Here is a 17593-nt window from a genome sequence, read left to right as displayed (position 1 = left end):
GACACCCGTGCCGAAGCGCAGGCGGGGCATGGTCCCGCCTGCTCATGTCCTGCCGGCCCATGTCCCGCCAACGCCGCCAACGCCCTCCCGGCAGCCGCCCGCTGTGTAACGATCCTGGGTGTGGCGTTGGTCGGCCTTCGAGATGAGAACGTCCGCACCTTCGCGGGCGGACGGGTCTGGGGCCCGCACGGCGCCTACGAGGCGGTGTCCGCCGTCGCCGACTTCGCCGTCGACCCGCGCGCGGCGGCCAACCACGGGATCGTCGACCTCGAACGGGCGGCCGGCCCCGACGGCCGGGTGCGCTTCGACGCGGACCTGTGCCTGCTCCGCCCGCGCGGGCGGGGTGGCAACGGCCGGCTGCTGTTCGTCGTCGCCAACCGCGGCCTGCTCGGCGGGGTGCCCTTCTCCGCGGGGACGCCGCTGATGCAGATCGCCGCCCTGGACGAGCTTGATCCGGGTGACGGCTTCCTGCTCGCCCAGGGCTGGACGATCGCCTGGTGCGGCTGGCAATGGGACGTCACCCGCGGCGACGGCGGGACCATGGGCAGCACAGGTGTTGCCGGTCCCGCCGGCATCGGCCTGCGCGCCCCGACGGCGGCCGGCGTCGAGCCGGGGCGGATCCGGGTGGAGTTCCGGCCTGACACGGACCAGGACGCCCACGCCCTGTCCGACTCGTCGCTGTTCTTCACCTTCACCGAATACCCGACCGCCGACATCGACGATCCGCAGGCGCTCCTCACCGAACAGCTGGCCCCGGACGCGGCACCGCGCCCCATCGAACGCGAACGCTGGCGGTTCGTCGACAAGCGGACGGTGGCTCTCGACGGCGGCTTCCAGGCCTTCCACTGGTACACGCTGACCTACCGGACGTCGCTGTGCCCGGTCGTCGGCACCGGGCTGCTCGCGGTGCGCGACGCCGTGTCGTGGCTGCGCCGCGACGGCTCGTTCACCCACGCGTTCGGATACGGCGTCTCGCAGTCGGGCCGGTTCCTGCGCCAGTTCCTGCACGAGGGCCGCAACGTCGACGAGGGCGGCGCGGCGGTCTTCGACGGCGTCCTCGCACACATCGCGGGTGCCCGGCGAGGCGAGTTCAACCACCGGTACGCCCAGCCGTCGCTGACCCATCCGCTCGGTTTCGCGAACCTGCCGCCCTACGACACCACCGGCCTGCTCGAACCGCAGCGGGCACTGGGCGCCGTCCCGAAACTGTTCCTGACCAACAGCTCGTGGGAGTACTGGCGGGGTGACGGCGCGCTGGTGCACGTCGACCCCGACACCGGCGACGACCTGCCCGACGACCCCGACGCGCGGGTCTACCTGCTGGCCGGTACCGACCACTTCGGCGCGATGCCGACCGCGTTGAAGGAGCTGATGCCGGCGGCGAACCCGGTCCACGCGAACGACGTCGACCCGATCCTGCGCGCGTTGTTCGTCGCGCTCGTGCAGTGGGCCTGCGTCGGCGTCGAGCCCCCGCCGAGCGAGGTGCCCCGCCACGCCGACGGAACGGCCACCACCCGCGCCGCGGTACTGGAACGTTTCGCCGCCGCCGGCGTGCCGGTGCCCGACCTGGACGCCCTCAACGTCACCCGGGACGTCGACCTGGGCCCGCGGGCCGTGGCCGGTGTCGGGCGGTGGCCGCTGCGGCTCGGCGCCGCGCGACCCGCGACCGTCCCGGCGATCGACGCCGGCGGCAACGAGATCGCCGGGGTGGCGTTGCCGGCTGTCGCGGTACCGGTCGCGGCCTACACCGGGTGGAATCCGCGCCGGCCGGTGCCCGGCCTCCCGACCCCGCTGTACGAGTTCCTCGGCAGCAGACTGCCCCTGCTCACCGGCCCGCCCGCCTTCGCAGGCCGAGACACCTACGAGACAGCCGTGCGGGCTGCGGCGAGAACGCTGGTCGCAGCGCGGTTCCTGCTGGCCGAGGACATCGAATCCACTGTCCGCGAGGCCCTCGCGACCTACGACCGGACCGCCGCTGTCTGATCGCTCGATTGCCCGGACCCGGGGCAGACCTGGCGGCTCACGACCGCCAGCGCGGCCAGCAGTTTCGGGACTGGTCAAGGGGCCGAGGACTGGCCCCTTCAATCCTGTCAGCCGGTATTCGGCCCGATTGAGGGGTTGCGATCTGTCGGTAGTGGCCTCGCCGCCCCGATGAGTTTCCGCCACCGAGACAATAACCGCACTGCCGGCAGCTTCAGCCAGCGCAGGGCCTCCTCGGCCTGCAGAGCAACGGGGTCGTCGGGGCCGAGGATTCGCCGTCGGCGGGTCACGGTGTCCTCGAGAAGCTGTCGTGCCGCTTGGAGTTCGCCCACTGCGGCCAGAACCATGGCGAGGCCGATGGCGGTGAAGAGGGTGTCGGGGTGGGCGGGGCCGAGGGTTCGCCGTCGGCGGGTCAGGGTGTCCTCGAAGAGCTGTCGTGCAGCCTGGCGTTCGCCCAGCGTGGCCAGAACGGTGGCGAGGCCGCTGGCCGTGGACATGGTGTCGAAGTCGTCGGGGCCGAGGGTCTGTCGCTGGCGGGTCAGGGTGTCCTCGTGGAGCTGTCGTGCCGCCTGGAGTTCGCCCATTGCGGCCAGAACGGCGGCGAGGCCGCTGGCCGTGTGCAGGGTGTCGGGGTGGTCGGGGCCGGGGATCTGTCGCTGGCGGGTCAGGGTGTCCTCGTGGAGCTGTCGTGCCGCCTGGTGCTCGCCGATCACGAACAGAACGCCGGCTACGCCGCTGGCCGTGTGCAGGGTGTCGGGGTGGTCGGGGCCGAGGATCTGCTGCTGGCGGGTCAGGGTGTCCTCGTAGATCTGTCGTGCCGTCTGGCGCTCCCCTGCCAGGGCCAGAACCATGGCGAGGCCGCTGGCGGAGCGCAGGGTGTCGGGATCGTCGGGGCCGAGGACTTCGGCCCAGCGGTGGTGCAGGTCGCGGGCCAAGGCCAGGGCGGTGTGGTAATCCGCGCGGATGCGCAGGTAGTCGGTGATGGAGAGCAGCAGAGCGCGGGTGGGTGGGTCGTGGTCGGCCGCGGGGTCGTGGGTGGGGTCCAGACCGGGCGCCGTCAGGGTGTGGGCGGCCAGCTCGGCCCAGTCGGGCCAGCCCGTCGGGTCGCGGTGGTCCGTGGTGGGTCGGGCGTTGGTGAGCAACCGGCGGGTGTGGGCGGCGGCGGGGAAGGTGGTGCGGGCCCGGACGACAGCGGCGACGAGCCGGTGAATCTGGATGTGGTGCTTGTCTCGGCGGATCAGGCTGTACCGGCGGAGATCACCAACCAGCGTGTCGAGATCAGGGCCTAGGGTGCTGTCGGTGCTGGTGGTGGGTCTGGTGAGGAATTCGGGGGTGAGCCAGGCCAGCGGGATCGGGTCCGGGCCGAGGTGCGCGGTGAGCGTCAGCAGCCAGGCGGCATCGGGGTTGTGGGTGTTGAGTCGCTCAAGGGCGAGGGACCAGCAGGTGTCGATCGTGCCGTCGTAGGCGAGGTCCTTGCCCTGGGCGAGCATGGTGGTGCGCCGACTGCGGAACGCGTGCAGGTAGCGGTCGGGGGTGGTGCCGGTGGCTTCCAGGTATGCGGCGGCCTGTTCCAACGCCAGCGGCAGGCCGCCGAGTTCCTCGATCAGACTGGTACCGAGTCGGCGGGCTGGTCCGGGTGTGGTGGCCTCGGTCAGGTCGGGGACCCTGCGGGTGAGGAAGGCGAGAGCGTCGTCGGTGTCGAACACGTCGACATCGACCGGGGTGGCGAGCGCTCCCCACTGCGGGGCGCGAGAGGTGAGCAGCACGTGGCCGGTCGGGGCTGCGGGCAGCCAACGGCGTAGCGCTTCGGCGGATCCGGCGTTGTCGAAGATCAGCAGCCAGTGGTCGCGGCGGGTCAGCGCGGTGAGTACGGCCGCCGCGTCAGCGGGTGTGTTACCGGTGGCCGGCAGTTCCAGGGATGCGGCGAGGGCGGCGAGCTGGTCGGCGATCAGGGCGTGCTGCTCGGCGTTGATCCACCACACCAGCTGGTAGTCACCGGCGTGCCGCCAGGCGTACTCGATGGCCAGCTGGGTTTTCCCGACCCCGCCCAGTCCGCGCAGAGCGGTGACCGCTACCCGTCCCCCGGGGGTGGACAGCCCGGTGTGGACCGCGTCCAGCAGATGCCTGCGTCCGGTGAAGGTCGCCAGCCGGGCCGGGACGTTCCACACCGGCGGCAGGCCCGGGAACCGGGGCCGTTCTCCCGCCTGGCCCGCCATCTGCGGGGGGCCGGGGAATGCCGGTGGCCACGGTGGTTTGGCCCGTTGGCCGGTGACGGCGGCCAGCAGCCGGGTGCGGGCGTCGTCCTCGTCCAGGTCGAACAGGTCCACCCCGGCCAGCGGGCCCAGCAGCCCGGGAGGCGCGCAGTCCTGCACTCGGACGACCAGCAGCCGGCGGTCCCGCCCCGAAGGGTCCGCCGTCCAGGCGGCCTGCCATTCCGCGTTCCCTTCGACCGAGCACAGGTAGGCCTGGGACAGCACCGCCACCGTCCGCCCCGTACTGATGGCCCGGTGCGTTGTGTGCGCGACATGCGAGCCGGCGGTGAAGTCCCAGGCCCCGATCGTCGTCCGGTAGCCGGCCGCCTCGAGCTGCCAGGCGATCCACTCCGCCCACACCCGGTCGGCGGGCGTGTAGGAGACGAAGAAATCCAGCCCCGACGACGTGTCCGCGCCATCCGCTGCCGGGACCCCCGTACCCATGGCCCCACAGCCTGCCAGCACGACCACGAACCGTCACAGACTGCCGCCGGTCAGGCCTGCTCCCACCACGTAGCCGCACCGGACGTGGCAGTAGCCGCAACTGTCGCAATGCTGTCCGGCCGGTGTGAGAGCGGCGCGCTTATGCGCCTGCGTCGACGAGGAGCTTGATGTCGGCGCCGGCGTCCAGTAGCTCGAACGCTTCGGCGACGTCGGCGAGCGGTACCTGGCGCACCCAGCCGTCGATGGGGAAGGCGCCGGCCGCCATCAGGTCGACGACCGGTGGGAAGTCGCCGCGGTAGCCGAGGGAGGCCCGCACGTCGATCTCGCTGAGCATCGTCAGCAGGGGATGCAGGCTCACCGGCTTCAGGTAGGTCGCCACGGTGACGATGGTTCCGCCGGGGCGCAGGGCGGACAGGCCGGACTGGAACGCGGGCTCGACGCCGGCCGCGTCGACGACACAGTCCACGCCCTCGCCCTTGGTCAGCTCCCTGGCCAGCTCCGCCGGGTCGGTCTCGGTCGGGTCGACCACGCTGGCGGTGCCCGCGCCGACGGCGGCCAGCACGGTGCTGACCGCGTCGCGGCGGACCTTCGACGGCTCGGTCACGACCAGCCGCTCGACGCCCCGGGCGACCAGGTCGAGCGCGGCGGCCAGGCCCACCGGGCCGGCGCCGAGCACGAGGGCGCTGCCGCCGGCGATGTCGCCGCACCGGCCCACCGCGTGGTGTGCCACCGCGAGCGGCTCGATGAGCGCGCCCTGGACGGCGTCCAGGCCCTCGGGCAGCACGTGCACCATGCCGGGCCGGACGACGGTCAGCTCGGCGAGCGCGCCGGCCCGGTCGGACAGCCCGTGCCAGACCATGTTGCGGCACAGGTTGTACGAACCGGCGCGGCACGGGCCGCAGTGGCCGCACGTCCACATCGGTTCGACGGACACCAGTGCCCCGGGGCGCAGCTGCCCGGCGGCGACCCGGGGGTCGTCGACGTCCGGGCCGACCTCGACGACCTCGGCGGAGAACTCGTGGCCGAGTGTCAGCGGGCCCGCGGACATCCCGGTGCCGCCGTGCCACATATGCAGGTCGGAGCCGCACAGCCCGGTGAACAGGGGCCGCAGCAGCACCTCACCGGGGCCGGCGGACGGGGCTGGGACGTCGTCGACCCGCAGGTCGCGGGGGCCGTGCAGGCGGGCAGCTCGCATCGCGGGTGGCACGTCCTTCCAGGGGTTGGTCCGGCTTTTCGGTGTTGGTCAGGCCCCCGAGCCGAGCAGGCGGGTGGCGGTGCCGATCACGTCCGGGTAGCGCCTGGTCCGGGCGCCGCCGTCCACGCCGTAGAGGCTCGCGGAGACGAAGCCCGCCTCGTCGGAGGCGAGGAACAGCACGACGCTCGCCACCTCGTCGGGTTCGGCGAACCGGCCGAGCGGGGTGTTGTCGATGTACTCGTCGACGAGCCCGGGCAGGCTCCACATCGGGCCGGTTGCCGAGGTACGCACCAGGCCCGGTGCGACGGAGTTGACGCGTATCCCGGCCGGGCCGAGCTCCATCGCCGCCACCTCGGTCAGCGCCACGACTCCGGCCTTGGCCGCGCAGTACGCCCCCATGCCGCGGCCGGGCTGCACGGCGTTGAGGCTGGCGATCGTCACGATCGAGCCGCCGCCGGGGCCGCTGTCGCCGCTGCCGCCGGCTCCGGCCGCGCGCATCGCCGCCCCCGCGTGCTTCACGGTGAGGAAGACCCCGTGCAGGCACAGGTCGACGACCCGGCGCCATTCCGCGAAGTCGTGGTCGACGATCTCCGCGTTGGTTCCGCCGCCGGCGTTGGCGACGGCGATGTCCAGCCCGCCGAAGCGGCTGGTGGCCAGCTCCACCAGCGCCGCGACGTCGGCCTCGACGGTGACGTCGCAGCGGGCGCCGGCGAAGGAGTCGCCCAGCTCGGCGGCCAGCGCCGCCAGCCCTTCCTCGTTGACATCTCCGCCGACCACCCGGGCACCCTCGGCGACGAACCGCCGGGTCACCGCGCGCCCGATCCCGCTCGCCGCTCCTGTGACGATGGCAACTTTTCCCGCAATCCGGTTCACCACGTCGGACAGCCTGACGGTACGCAGACGCCGAATCAAGAGTCGCATTATGCGAACGCTTCCGGTCGGCCCCGGACGCCGGACGAGTTAGATTCGCGGCACCATGAGCCGACCATCGCCGCAGACCGAGCGGCTTCTCGACCTGTTCGACCTGCTGGCCAGCCGGCCCACCGACGGTTTCACCCTCGCCGAGATCGCCAGGGCGGCCGGCGTCAGCAAGGCCACCGTCCACCCCATGATCGTCGCTTTGGCTCGGCGCGGCTGGCTGTTGCGGCACCCGGAGCTGCGCACCTACCGCCTCGGCCCGGCGCTGATCGCCGCCGGGCGGGCCGCCGCGCAGGGCGGCACCGCGATCGACGCCGCCCGCCCCTTCGCCCGCGACCTCGCCGCCGCGACCGGCATACCCTGCGTCGCCCTGGTGGCCGGCGGCATCCCCGGCGAGGACGACGACCTGCTCGTCGGCGAGATCGGCCTGCCCTATGCCCCCGCCGGTGACACCGCGCCCGGCGGAGTCCGGCACGGCGCCTACTGGCTGCGTCTCGGTGACCGGATCCAGCCGCGTCCACCGCTCGGCGCGGTGTGCGTGGCATGGGCGGACGACGCGGCCGCCGAGGCGTGGCTCGCCCGGTTGGGGCCCGACCGGCCCGCCGACGCGCTGGCCCGGCTGGCACCGGGGCTCGCCGGCATCCGCTCCCGCGGCTGGGCGGTCGAGATCGAGGACCACCTCTACGAACGGCTCAGTTCCCTGGTCGCCGACCTGGACGGGGAGGAGCGGGCGGGTGCCGCCGCGCGCACCGGGGCGGCCGCGGCATCGCCGGCTGCGACCACGTCGGCGACTGCGACCGCGCCGGCTACCACGCACACGCCCAGCCATACCGCCGCGCTGCGGCGGCTGATGGCGGATGTCGGGCGCGCCTTCAACCTGGCCGACACGCTGCCCGCGACCGTCGACCCGGACGCGCAGTACCGGCCGACGTCCATCAACGCCCCGGTCTTCGACGCGGGCGGGTCGGTCGCCGTCGTGCTGTGCCTGATCATCGGGCGGTCCGGCCGGGAAGGTCGGGACGGCAGGGATGGGCGGGGGAACGGGACGACCGGACGTCTGTCCGGCGCCAGGGTCATCGAGCTCGGTGAACAGGTAAGAGCCGCGGCGGACGCCGTCACCGCTGCCACGCACGGCCGCCGCCGGGACGGGTGAGGCGTCCCGGCGACACCTCCGCCCAGCGTTCGCATAATGCGACTCTTGATTCACTTCCTGCGAACTGAGAGTCTGCCGGCCAGTCGAAGCGAGCACAGGAGGACCACATGTCGTTAGCCCGGGAGATCTCCTCCAAGGTGGCCGCGGGCGAGCGGTGGCCGCTGAAGTTCGGTGTCTTCATGGCGCCGTTCCACCGCGCCGGCCGCAACCCCACCCTCCTGCTCGAGCAGGACGTCTCCCTGCTCGAGCACCTGGACCGGCTGGGCTTCGACGAGGCCTGGATCGGCGAGCACCACTCCGGCGGCTGGGAGATCATCGCCTCGCCGGAGGTGTTCATCGCCCACGCCGCCGCACGCACCCGCCACCTGCGGCTCGGCACCGGCGTGGTCTCGCTTCCGTACCACCACCCGCTGAACGTGGCCGACCGGATCGTGCTGCTCGACCACCTGACCCGCGGGCGGATCATGTTCGGCGTCGGCCCCGGGCAGCTCGCCTCCGACGCGCACATGCTCGGTATCGACACCAACCGCCAGCGGGCCATGATGGAGGAGTCGCTCGAGGCGATCACCGCGCTGTTCGACGGCCGGGAACCGGTCACCCGCAAGACGGACTGGTTCACCCTGCAGGACGCGGTGCTGCAGCTCGCGCCCTACACCCGGCCCCGGCCCGAGATCGCCGTGGCGGCCACCTTCTCCCCGGCCGGCCCGCGCACCGCCGGGCGGTTCGGCGCCGGCATGCTGTCGATCGCCGCCAGCCAGGCCGGCGGCTTCGACGTGCTCGGCTCGCACTGGTCGGTGGCGAACGAGGTCGCCGAGAAGCACGGGCAGACCGTCGACCGGCGATCCTGGCGGCTGATGGGCCAGATGCACCTCGCCGAGACCGTGGAACAGGCCGCGAAGGACGTCGAGTACGGCCTCGTCGACGTACAAACCTACCAGTCGAAGGTGCTGCCGATCCCCGGTGACCCGAGCACCCCGCTGGCCGACCGGATCAGGCGGGGCAACGAGACCGGCTCGTTCATCTGCGGCACCCCGGAGATGGCGATCGAACAGATCGAGCGGCTGTGGCAGCAGTCCGGCGGGTTCGGCACCTACCTGATCCTGGCCGCCGACCTCGCCGACCAGGAGGCGACCAGGCGCAGCTACGAGCTGTTCGCCCGTGAGGTCGTCCCGCACTTCACCGGTGCGTCCGCCGGGCCGCTCGGCTCCCAGGACTGGCAGGTCAGCCTCTCCCAGACCTGGAAGGACCAGACCGCGACCGCGATCGGCAAGGCCATCGAGGACCACGCCGCCTCCCAGATCTCCCAGACCTCCCAGGAACCGCGCCCGTGAGCCGGCCGTTGCGCGTGGTCGGCATCGGTGGCACCGGCCGGGCGGGCTCCACGACCGAACGCCTGGTCGCCGCCGCGCTCGACCGGGCTGCCGCGGCCGGGGCGGAGACGACCCTTTTCGCCTCCGCCGACCTCGACCTGCCGATCTACGCGCCGGAGCGGCCGGAGCGGGCACCCGCGGCCCAGCGGCTGATCGCCGCGGTCGCCGCGTGCGACGCCGTCGTGGTGGCCTCGCCCGGCTACCACGGCGGGGTGTCCGGCCTGGTCAAGAACGCCCTGGACTACCTGGAGGACCTGCGCGGCGACACCCGCTCCTACCTGGACGGCCGGGCCGTCGGCCTCATCGTGTGCGCCCACGGCGCACAGGCCGGCGGGACGACCCTGACCTCGCTGCGCTCGATCGTCCACGCGCTGCGGGGCTGGCCGACCCCGCTGGGACTCACGGTCAACTCGGCCGTGCCGGTGGAGCTCGATGCCCCAGGCCCGCCCGGCGAGCCGTCGCTGGGGGAGCGGCTGGACCTGATGGTCGACCAGCTCCTCACCTTCGCCCGGGTCTGGCCCCGGTAAACGCCGCGACTGTTCCGACTGGTCGACCTGACGACCCGCGAGAGCCGCCGACCGTGCCGACCGATGGTCGGAAGGGCTATCCGTGCCACCGCCGAGCACGTTATATTCCCCATCGGGTCCAAGTGAGATATTTTATCCATTTTGCTGGGAGTTGAAGCGGCCTGCTTTGCCCGCTGGTGGCCGTTCGCTCAGCCTGCCGGTTCGTGGGGGCGCCATGCGTGCAGGTGTTTCGGTGAGGCGGTTGGCCGCCATCACCGCGGTTGCGGTGGCCGGTGTGGCTGGTGTGGCTGGCTGCTCGGCAGCGGATTCCAGGTCCGAGGCGTCGGTCGACTGTCACAGCCCCGGGGTCACCGCGAACCAGGTGAATCTCGGCTTCGTCGTGTCCGACTCGGGTATCGGCGCCGACGCGCTGGCCTCCGCCCGCTTCGGTGTGGACGCGCGGATCGGCCTGGCCAACGACGAGGGCGGCGTCCACGGCCGGCGGGTCACCTACGAGTTAGCCGACGACGGGGGCTCCCTCTCGCAGGGCGTCAGTGTCACCCAGGCTCTCGTTCAGAGTAAGTCCGTCTTCGGTCTCATCACGGTCACGGTCGCCCTCAACGACGCGATGGACCAGCTGGACGAGCAACAGGTACCCGTGATCGGGCTGGCAGTCGAGTCCGGTTGGGCCGAACACCCGAACATGTTCTCCGACAGCTACGGAGCCTCCCCCCAGACCGTCAGCCGTTACATCCAGGCCACGGGCGGCACCAGAGTCGCGATCTTCACTACGGGCACGGGACAGGCCACCCTGGACAACGCCGACCAGTACGTGAACGCCATGCGATCGATCGGGCTCACAGTCGCCGGGTCCATTCCCTTCAACGCGGCCACCGAGAGCGCTGCCTGGGCGGCGCAGCAGATCGCGGGCATGGACGCCGACGCGATTCTCGCGCTTTCGACGCCGGACGACCTCGCCGCCATCATGCAGGCCGTGCAGGCCGCCCACCTGAACATCACCGCGAGCGTCGCGTTGAGCGGATACGACCAGCGTCTGCTGACCGCCATGGGACCGCGCCTCGCCGGGGTGTCGTTCCCCGTGTACTTCCGCCCCTTCGAAGCCGGCGGCCCGGCCATGGACCGCTATCGCCGGGCCATGAACACCTTCGCTCCCGCGGCGGGTCAACCGGAACAGCAGTTCGCGATGTTCGCCTACCTCTACACGGACATGTTCCTGCGCGGCCTGGAACTCGCCGGTCCCTGCCCCACCCGCGAAGGCTTCATCGACGCACTACGTGCCGTCACCCGCTACGACGCGGGTGGGCTCATCGCTCCTGTCAGTTTCCGCGACAACATCGGAAAACCCACCACCTGCAATGCCTTCGTCCAGATCAACCCGGCCGGCACCGCGTTCGAGGTGGTCCGGGAAAGCCTCTGCGCGGACGGCTCCGGCACCTGAGCCGGTCCGGTGGCCGTGGCCGGCTCAGGCCGAAAGGCGCAGCGGAAGCTCGCTCAGCCCGCGGACGACGATCTGGGGCCGGTAGGCGAGAGTCTCCGCGGCCAGCGCGAACGACCGGGTGCGGCTCAGCAGCACCCGGAAGGCGATCTCCGCCTCCATCCGGGCGAGCGGCGCGCCGAGACAGTAGTGGATGCCCACGCCGAGCCCGAGATGGCGCCGGGTCCGGACCGAACCCGTGTAGCGCGCCGCGAGGAACCGGTCGGGATCTTCGAAGGCCTCCGGGTCCCGGTTGGCGGCGCCGAGCATCAGAATCGCGCCGTCACCACGGGCGAACGACCGCCCGGCGATCTCGGCGTCGGTGAGGAACGTCCGCGCGACGAACTGCACCGGCGCCTCGTACCGGATCATCTCCTCCACCGCGGAACCGACCAGGCCGGGATCGGCACGCAGAGCCGCGAGCTGGTCGGGATTGCGTACGAGGGCGAGAACTCCGCTGGCGATGAGGTTCGCGGTCGTCTCATAGCCCGCCACCAGCAGCAGGGCGCACAGCTCCAGCAGCTCCCGCTCGGAGAGCACGTCGCCGTCGTCGTGCAGGGCGACGAGACGGCTGAGCAGATCATCCTGGGGCGCCGCGCGGCGGCGGGCGATCAGATCGACGAAGTAGGCGTCGAACGCCTTCCCCGCCCGATGGCAGGCGGCCTGTTCCTCCTCGGTCAGCAGGTAGTAGGGGTCCAGCCCACGGGTCAGCGCGTCGGCCCACCCGCCGAACTCCTCCTCGTCCGCCGCTGGCACCCCGAGCAGCCGGCAGATCGTCCGCAACGGCAGCGGACGGGCGAACGCCGCGACCGCGTCGATCTCGGCCCGCTCGAGTGCCTCGTCGAGCAGCTCGTTCGCCAGCGAGGTGACCTCCGCGGCCAGCGACTCGATGACCGCGGGGGTGAACGCCCGGCCCACCAGCCGGCGCAGCCGGGTGTGGTCGGGCGGGTCGGCCCGCAGCAGCGACCCCAGACCGTCGCGCATCCCGGCCCGGTAGTTGATGCCGTCACTGAAGCCGTGGCCGGCGGCGGAATGGCCGAGCACCGCGGACGCCTCCGCGAGCCGGGTCACCAGCGTGGCACTGCGACCACCGATCTCACCGGTGATGAAGGCCCCGCGCTCGCGGATCTCCCGGTACCGCGGATACGGGTCGGGAAGCCGCGTGGCCGTCACCGCTGCCATGATCGCCGCGGTGCCCTCCTCGGATGCCCCCGCGACGCCCACCGTGGTCACAGACCTTCTCCTCCCGGACGACATCACAGACGTCACAGCAGAACCGCAGCGCCCACGGCGACCGGCCGGCGCCGGGGCACGATCCAGGAAAGCCCGCCCGGCCCGGCCGCGCACGCAAACCATGCAGGCACCGGCCCTGACACGGCGAAGTCGAATCGCCCGATCGAGAATCATGGCACGTGCCCAGCTCCGGCCGCGGTGGCCCGGCCGGGATGATGGCCGTCGAGAGATCCGGGCACGTCGAGAGATCCGGGCACAGGGAGGTGTGGTGGCGCTGCGGCGAGCCGTGCCGGCTGGTGACGACGGGTTCTCGAGCATCCTGCGCCCGGAAAGTGGTCGCTTTGCCCGGCGGATGAGCAGGCGCGGCCCCTGGGCGGCGCTGGCGGCCCATCCGGTCCGTCTCGTGGTGCTGGGGTTCTCCGTCACGGTGGCGGTGACCACGATGCTCCTGCTCGTCCCGGCCGCGACCGAACCCGGCCGGACGACGTCCGTGCTGACGGCGCTGTTCACGGCGACCGGGGCCGCGAGCGGGGCGCTCTCGGTCGTCGACACCGGCACCCACTGGTCGACGTTCGGCGAGCTGGTGGTGATGGGATCCGTCCAGATGGGTGGGCTTGGGTTCATGACCTCGGCGTCGCTGCTGGGGCTGCTCGTGTCGCGCCGGCTGGGCGTGCGCATCCGGCTGCTGGCGGCGGTCGAGACCCAGTCGTTCGGTCTCGGTGACGTGCGCCGGCTGGTGCGCGCGGTGGCACTGGTGACGTTCACGGTCGAGGCCGTGGTCGCCGCGGTCCTGTTCCCGCGGCTGTGGCTGAGCTACGACCGGTCCCCGGCCCGGGCCGCCTACGAGAGCGTGTTTCATGCGGTCACGGCCTTCAACAACGCCGGTTTCTCGCTGTACCCCGACAACCTGATGGGCTTCGCGAGCGACCCCGTCATCATCCTGGCGATCGCCGGCGGGGCGATTCTGGGCGGGCTGGGCTTTCCGGTGCTGTTCGAGCTGCGGCACGAGCTGCGCAGGCCGCGGGCCTGGTCGCTGCACACCCGGGTGACGCTGCTCGGCTACGCGATGCTGACCGTCGCCGGACTGGCCGCCATCGCGGCGGTGGAATGGCGTAACAGCGCGACGCTCGGCGAGCACGGTGTCGGCGGCCGACTGCTCACGGCGTTCTTCGCCAGCGTCACCGCCCGCACCGCCGGCTTCAACTCGATCGACTACGCCCAGGCGGACCCGGCCACGCTGCTCATCACCGACGTGCTGATGTTCATCGGCGGTGGCAGCGCGAGCACCGCCGGCGGCATCAAGATCACAACCTTCATGATTCTCCTGTTCGCGATCCTGGCCGAGGCCCGCGGCGACGAGACAGCGGACGCGTTCGGCCGCCAGATCCCCTCGGCCGCGCTGCGCCAGGCACTCGCGGTCGCACTGCTCGGCGTCGCGCTGGTCGTCGCCGCCACGCTGTGCCTGCTCCTGGCGACCGAGCACACCCTCGACATGGTCCTGTTCGAGGTCATGTCCGCCTTCGGCGCGGTCGGCCTGTCGACGGGGATCACCGGTGAGCTCCCCGCGTTCGGGCAGTGTGTACTCATCGTGCTGATGTTCGTCGGACGGACCGGGCCGATCGCCGTGGCCTCCGCCCTGGCGCTGCGCGAACGGCGCAAGCTGTACCGCCTACCGGAGGAGAGGCCGATCGTTGGCTAGCAGGAACCGCGAGGACGCCGTCCTCGTCATCGGTCTCGGCCGGTTCGGCGGGACGCTGGCCCAGACCCTCCAGGAGCTCGGCCACCGGGTGGTCGCCGTCGACCGCAACCATGACCTGGTCCAGCAGTGGTCCGGCCAGATCACCCATGTGATCGAGGCGGACGCCACCAGCGAGGTGGTGATGCGCCAGCTCGGCGCGCACGAGTTCCGGCGGGCCGTCGTCGCGATCGGCACCGAGATCGAGGCCAGCGTGCTCGCCACCGGCGTGCTGCTCGACCTGGCCGTCCCCGAGGTGTGGTCGAAGGCGATCACCCGCGAGCATGGCCGCATCCTGGAGCGCATCGGCGCCAACCATGTCGTCTACCCCGAACGCGACGCCGGTGAGCGGGTCGCCCACCTGATGACCGGCCGGCTCATCGACTTCCTGGAGTTCGACGACAACTACGCGATCGCGAAGCTGCGCGCCCCCCGCGAGATCTGCGGCCGCGCGCTGGAGAAGACCGCCCTGCGCAGCCGGTTCGGGATCACCATCGTCGGTGTGAAGCATCCCGGCGGCCAGTTCACCCACGCCGAGGCCGGCACGGTCCTCGGGCCGGGCGACCTGATCATGATCGCCGGCGGCACCGACCGGGTCGAGGAGTTCGCGACCGCGGTCGGCACGGCGAACCCTCCGTGAATCCGAACGCGACGCTATCCGGCCGCTGATGCCGGCTCCGGATGCCGGCTCCGGATACCGGCTCCGCGTTCGGGCGTCGATTACGAACCGGAGACGGATGGCCCGTCGCGTGGGAGACCGCCGCGTTCCGTCGGTAGCTTCCGCCCGGAGCGGGTGTTCCGATCGCGGATTGCGGATCGCGGATCGCGGATCGCGGACGACGGGAGATGAGTGTGACCGGCGCGGAGATCGGTGTGATCGGCGGGAGCGGCTTCTACTCGCTGCTCGACGGGATGACGGACGTCGCCGTGACCACACCGTACGGAGATCCCAGCGACGCGGTCGCGGTCGGTGAGATCGGTGGCCGGGCCGTGGCGTTCCTGCCCCGGCACGGCCGGGGTCATCGCCTGCCGGCGCACGAGGTCAACTACCGGGCGAACATGTGGGCGCTGCGCAGCCTCGGAGTCCGGCAGGTGATCGCCCCGGTCGCGGTGGGGAGCCTGCGCCCCGAGCTCGGGCCCGGCGCGGTCGTCGTGCCGGACCAGCTGGTGGACCGGACGTCGGGGCGTGCGCAGACCTACTACGACTCCGGTGCGGCGCATGTTCAGTTCGCCGACCCGTACTGCCCGGCCGGGCGTGCGGCGGTGCTGAAGGCCGGGGCCGAGGCCGGCCAGGCTCCGGTCGACGGCGCGACGATGGTCGTGGTGCAGGGACCGCGCTTCTCCACCCGGGCCGAATCCCGCTGGTTCGCCGGGCAGGGCTGGTCGCTGGTCAACATGACCGGTCATCCGGAGGCTGTCCTGGCCCGGGAGCTCGCGGTCTGCTACACGGCGCTCGCGCTGGTGACGGACTATGACGCGGGCGTGGACGCGGCCTCGGCCGTCAGCCAGGCCGAGGTCTTCGAGGTGTTCGCGCGCAACATCGAATCGTTGCGTGACCTGGTGTGCCGGGTCGTTCCGACCCTGCCGGTGCCGTCCGCGCGGTCATGCCCCTGCCCGGCCGCCCTGGACGGCATGACGCTCCCCTTCGACCTTCCCTGATCCGAGCCCCTGCCCGTTCTGGTCTTCCGTGGCCCAGGCGGAGCTGCTCCTGGCCGCGTTCCCGGAACGAACCGCGACCCGGACGACGGCGGCGACGAGGACGACGACGGCCCCGACGGCGTAACCGCCGGGGCGGGTGATCCGATCATCGAGCGCGAGATGCCCGGTGAACAGCGACATGTACAGGACGTAGGGCGCCGCGGCGACGGCCAGCCACTCGGGGCGCCGAGCGAGCACGGCGAGCGCCACCAGCGGTATCCCGTACCAGGGCTGGGCCGGAGTGGCGAGCAGGAATGCCGCCCCCAGCAGCCGGAGCGCGCCGAGCTCCGTGCCGATCCTGGCCGGATCGGCGCGCCAGACCGCCACGGCGACCCCGGCCAGGACGACGCCCGCGGCGAGCTTGGCGGACGTCCCGGAAAAGCCCAGCAGCCCGAGCAGCAGGAACCGGTGGCCGTCCTGGTAGCCCTCGACGGAGAGATACTTCGGCAGGAAGCCGACCACGTCCGGGCCGACGGCGGCCACGTGCGGCAGGTACGACAGCGCGACGACGGCCGCGGCGGTGCCTGCGACCGCCAGGACCCGGCGGCGGGCGGCGGCGACCAGCAGCAACGCCGGATAGAGCTTCACCGCGACGGCGGCCCCGATCAGGGCACCGGCCGCGACCGCGACCCTGGTGGACGGGCGCGACCGCGGCCCGCCCTGCCCAGCTGGCCGGCCGGCCCGGCCCGACCAGCCCCACCGGCCCGACCAGCCCCACCGGCCGCCCCGGTCGGGTCCGGGTTCGTCGGGTCGGCCCGGCACGGGCTCACGTCGGGTCAGCAACGCGCAGGCCCCGACGGCGAACAGCGCCGCCAGCACGTCGACATGGGCGTCCATGCCCGCGTCGAGGCCGGCGGCGGGCGCCCAGGCGTAGGCGGCGGCGTACCCGATCGGCTGCCCGCGCGCGGCGAGGACCGAGGCCAGCAGGCCGGTCAGCGCCAACGAGGTCAGCGCCGCGTAGAGCTGGACCTTGTTCTCCCGCGGCGGCCCCGGCAGGAAGTGCACGGCGGTGAAGTACGCCTGCGCGACGGGCGGGTAGATCGTGTGCGCCTGCGGATAGTTGATCCTCGTGCAGCCCGGGCCGCGGTCACGCGCGGCGCAGCCGGCGTCGTCCGGCCAGAGCCAGCCGTCGCGCAGCTGTGCCAGCTCGGGGGAGCTGGTCGGGTAGCGGTACGGGTCGATGCCGGCCGCCTGGACGCGACCATCCCAGATGTAGCGGTAAAGGTCGTCGCTCATCCGGGGGCCCGCGGCGATCGCGAGCACATGCACCGCGACGGCTCCCGTCAGCAGCAGCCAGACCGTGGCCCGCCGCGAGCCCGCGCGGATCAACAGCCACGTCCCGAGCGCGGCCACCGCCCACCAGCCGAGCACCAGGTAGAGCACCGCCGGCGGGCCGGGCAGCGGGCCCGGCTGCGCGATGACCGCGAACTCCAGACCGAGAGCCCCGGCGAGGGCCCCGGCGGCGGCGACGAGAGCCCGTCGACGACGGCTGGCTCCCGACGCGGTCCGCGGATCGGTGGCCGGTCGGGCGGGGCTCGTCGGCGTGGGCGCCTCGGACGGCGGACGGATCACCATGACGCGACAGCCTGACGGCGCCCGCCGGGAATGGCACCC

Annotated in this window: 13 protein-coding genes; 8 read left to right on the top strand and 5 right to left on the bottom strand. The window is 72.4% G+C overall.

Annotated features, from left to right (window positions below):
- Positions 1-120 precede the first annotated feature (120 nt).
- Entirely contained in the window at positions 121-1983 is a 1863-nt protein-coding gene (locus AWX74_RS28640) for an alpha/beta hydrolase domain-containing protein (RefSeq protein ID WP_091283197.1), read from the top strand.
- Between the two features lie 107 nt (positions 1984-2090).
- Here AWX74_RS28640 and fxsT read toward each other — a convergent pair whose 3' ends face one another.
- From fxsT to AWX74_RS28625, 3 genes are all read right to left on the bottom strand, one after another.
- Positions 2091-4676, bottom strand: coding sequence for an FxSxx-COOH system tetratricopeptide repeat protein (fxsT, locus tag AWX74_RS28635; protein WP_091283195.1), 2586 nt, complete (start codon positions 4674-4676; stop codon positions 2091-2093).
- Between the two features lie 139 nt (positions 4677-4815).
- On the bottom strand, positions 4816-5871 hold the full coding sequence (locus tag AWX74_RS28630; protein ID WP_091283192.1) for an alcohol dehydrogenase catalytic domain-containing protein: 1056 nt from the start codon (positions 5869-5871) through the stop codon (positions 4816-4818).
- Positions 5872-5919: 48 nt separating this feature from the next.
- Complete coding sequence (locus tag AWX74_RS28625) at positions 5920-6747, bottom strand: SDR family NAD(P)-dependent oxidoreductase (RefSeq protein WP_091283322.1); 828 nt, start codon at positions 6745-6747, stop codon at positions 5920-5922.
- Between the two features lie 100 nt (positions 6748-6847).
- On the opposite strand from AWX74_RS28625, the gene AWX74_RS28620 reads away from it, so the two are divergent.
- The 4 genes from AWX74_RS28620 to AWX74_RS28605 all read left to right on the top strand — a co-directional run bounded on the left by AWX74_RS28620 (position 6848) and on the right by AWX74_RS28605 (position 11277).
- Positions 6848-7942, top strand: coding sequence for a helix-turn-helix domain-containing protein (locus AWX74_RS28620; RefSeq protein ID WP_091283189.1), 1095 nt, complete (start codon positions 6848-6850; stop codon positions 7940-7942).
- 107 nt (positions 7943-8049) lie between these two features.
- A complete protein-coding gene (locus AWX74_RS28615; protein WP_091283187.1) occupies positions 8050-9273 on the top strand; it encodes an LLM class flavin-dependent oxidoreductase in 1224 nt (407 codons plus the stop codon).
- Positions 9270-9839 (top strand): NADPH-dependent FMN reductase, encoded by a 570-nt coding sequence (locus AWX74_RS28610; protein WP_054569954.1) that lies wholly within the window; start codon positions 9270-9272, stop codon positions 9837-9839. The genes AWX74_RS28615 and AWX74_RS28610 overlap by 4 nt, the downstream gene beginning before the upstream one ends.
- 232 nt (positions 9840-10071) lie before the next feature.
- Entirely contained in the window at positions 10072-11277 is a 1206-nt protein-coding gene (locus AWX74_RS28605) for an ABC transporter substrate-binding protein (protein ID WP_242666460.1), read from the top strand.
- A 24-nt stretch (positions 11278-11301) separates the two neighbouring features.
- Here the strand turns inward: AWX74_RS28605 and AWX74_RS28600 are convergent, their stop codons facing one another.
- Positions 11302-12546: a cytochrome P450 gene (locus AWX74_RS28600; protein WP_091283183.1), complete on the bottom strand. Its 1245-nt coding sequence runs from the start codon at positions 12544-12546 to the stop codon at positions 11302-11304.
- 268 nt (positions 12547-12814) lie between these two features.
- Here AWX74_RS28600 and AWX74_RS28595 point away from each other — a divergent pair, with 268 nt between their 5' ends.
- The 3 genes from AWX74_RS28595 (at position 12815) to AWX74_RS28585 (ending at position 15940) form a co-directional block, all read left to right on the top strand.
- Positions 12815-14245 carry a TrkH family potassium uptake protein gene (locus AWX74_RS28595; RefSeq protein ID WP_242666459.1) on the top strand — a complete coding sequence of 477 codons (1431 nt, stop codon included), beginning with the start codon at positions 12815-12817 and terminating at the stop codon, positions 14243-14245.
- On the top strand, positions 14238-14921 hold the full coding sequence (locus AWX74_RS28590; protein WP_054569951.1) for a potassium channel family protein: 684 nt from the start codon (positions 14238-14240) through the stop codon (positions 14919-14921). Before AWX74_RS28595 ends, AWX74_RS28590 begins: the two co-directional genes overlap by 8 nt.
- A 206-nt stretch (positions 14922-15127) precedes the next feature.
- A complete protein-coding gene (locus tag AWX74_RS28585) occupies positions 15128-15940 on the top strand; it encodes an S-methyl-5'-thioadenosine phosphorylase (protein WP_091283180.1) in 813 nt (270 codons plus the stop codon).
- Here AWX74_RS28585 and AWX74_RS28580 read toward each other — a convergent pair.
- Complete coding sequence (locus AWX74_RS28580; RefSeq protein ID WP_091283178.1) at positions 15884-17554, bottom strand: glycosyltransferase 87 family protein; 1671 nt, start codon at positions 17552-17554, stop codon at positions 15884-15886. The genes AWX74_RS28585 and AWX74_RS28580 overlap by 57 nt on opposite strands.
- Positions 17555-17593: the final 39 nt, after the last annotated feature.

Source organism: Parafrankia irregularis (assembly GCF_001536285.1).
Taxonomy (GTDB): domain Bacteria; phylum Actinomycetota; class Actinomycetes; order Frankiales; family Frankiaceae; genus Parafrankia; species Parafrankia irregularis.
The sequence above is the reverse complement of the archived record's forward strand: the minus strand, read 5'-3'. Positions and strand labels throughout refer to the sequence as shown.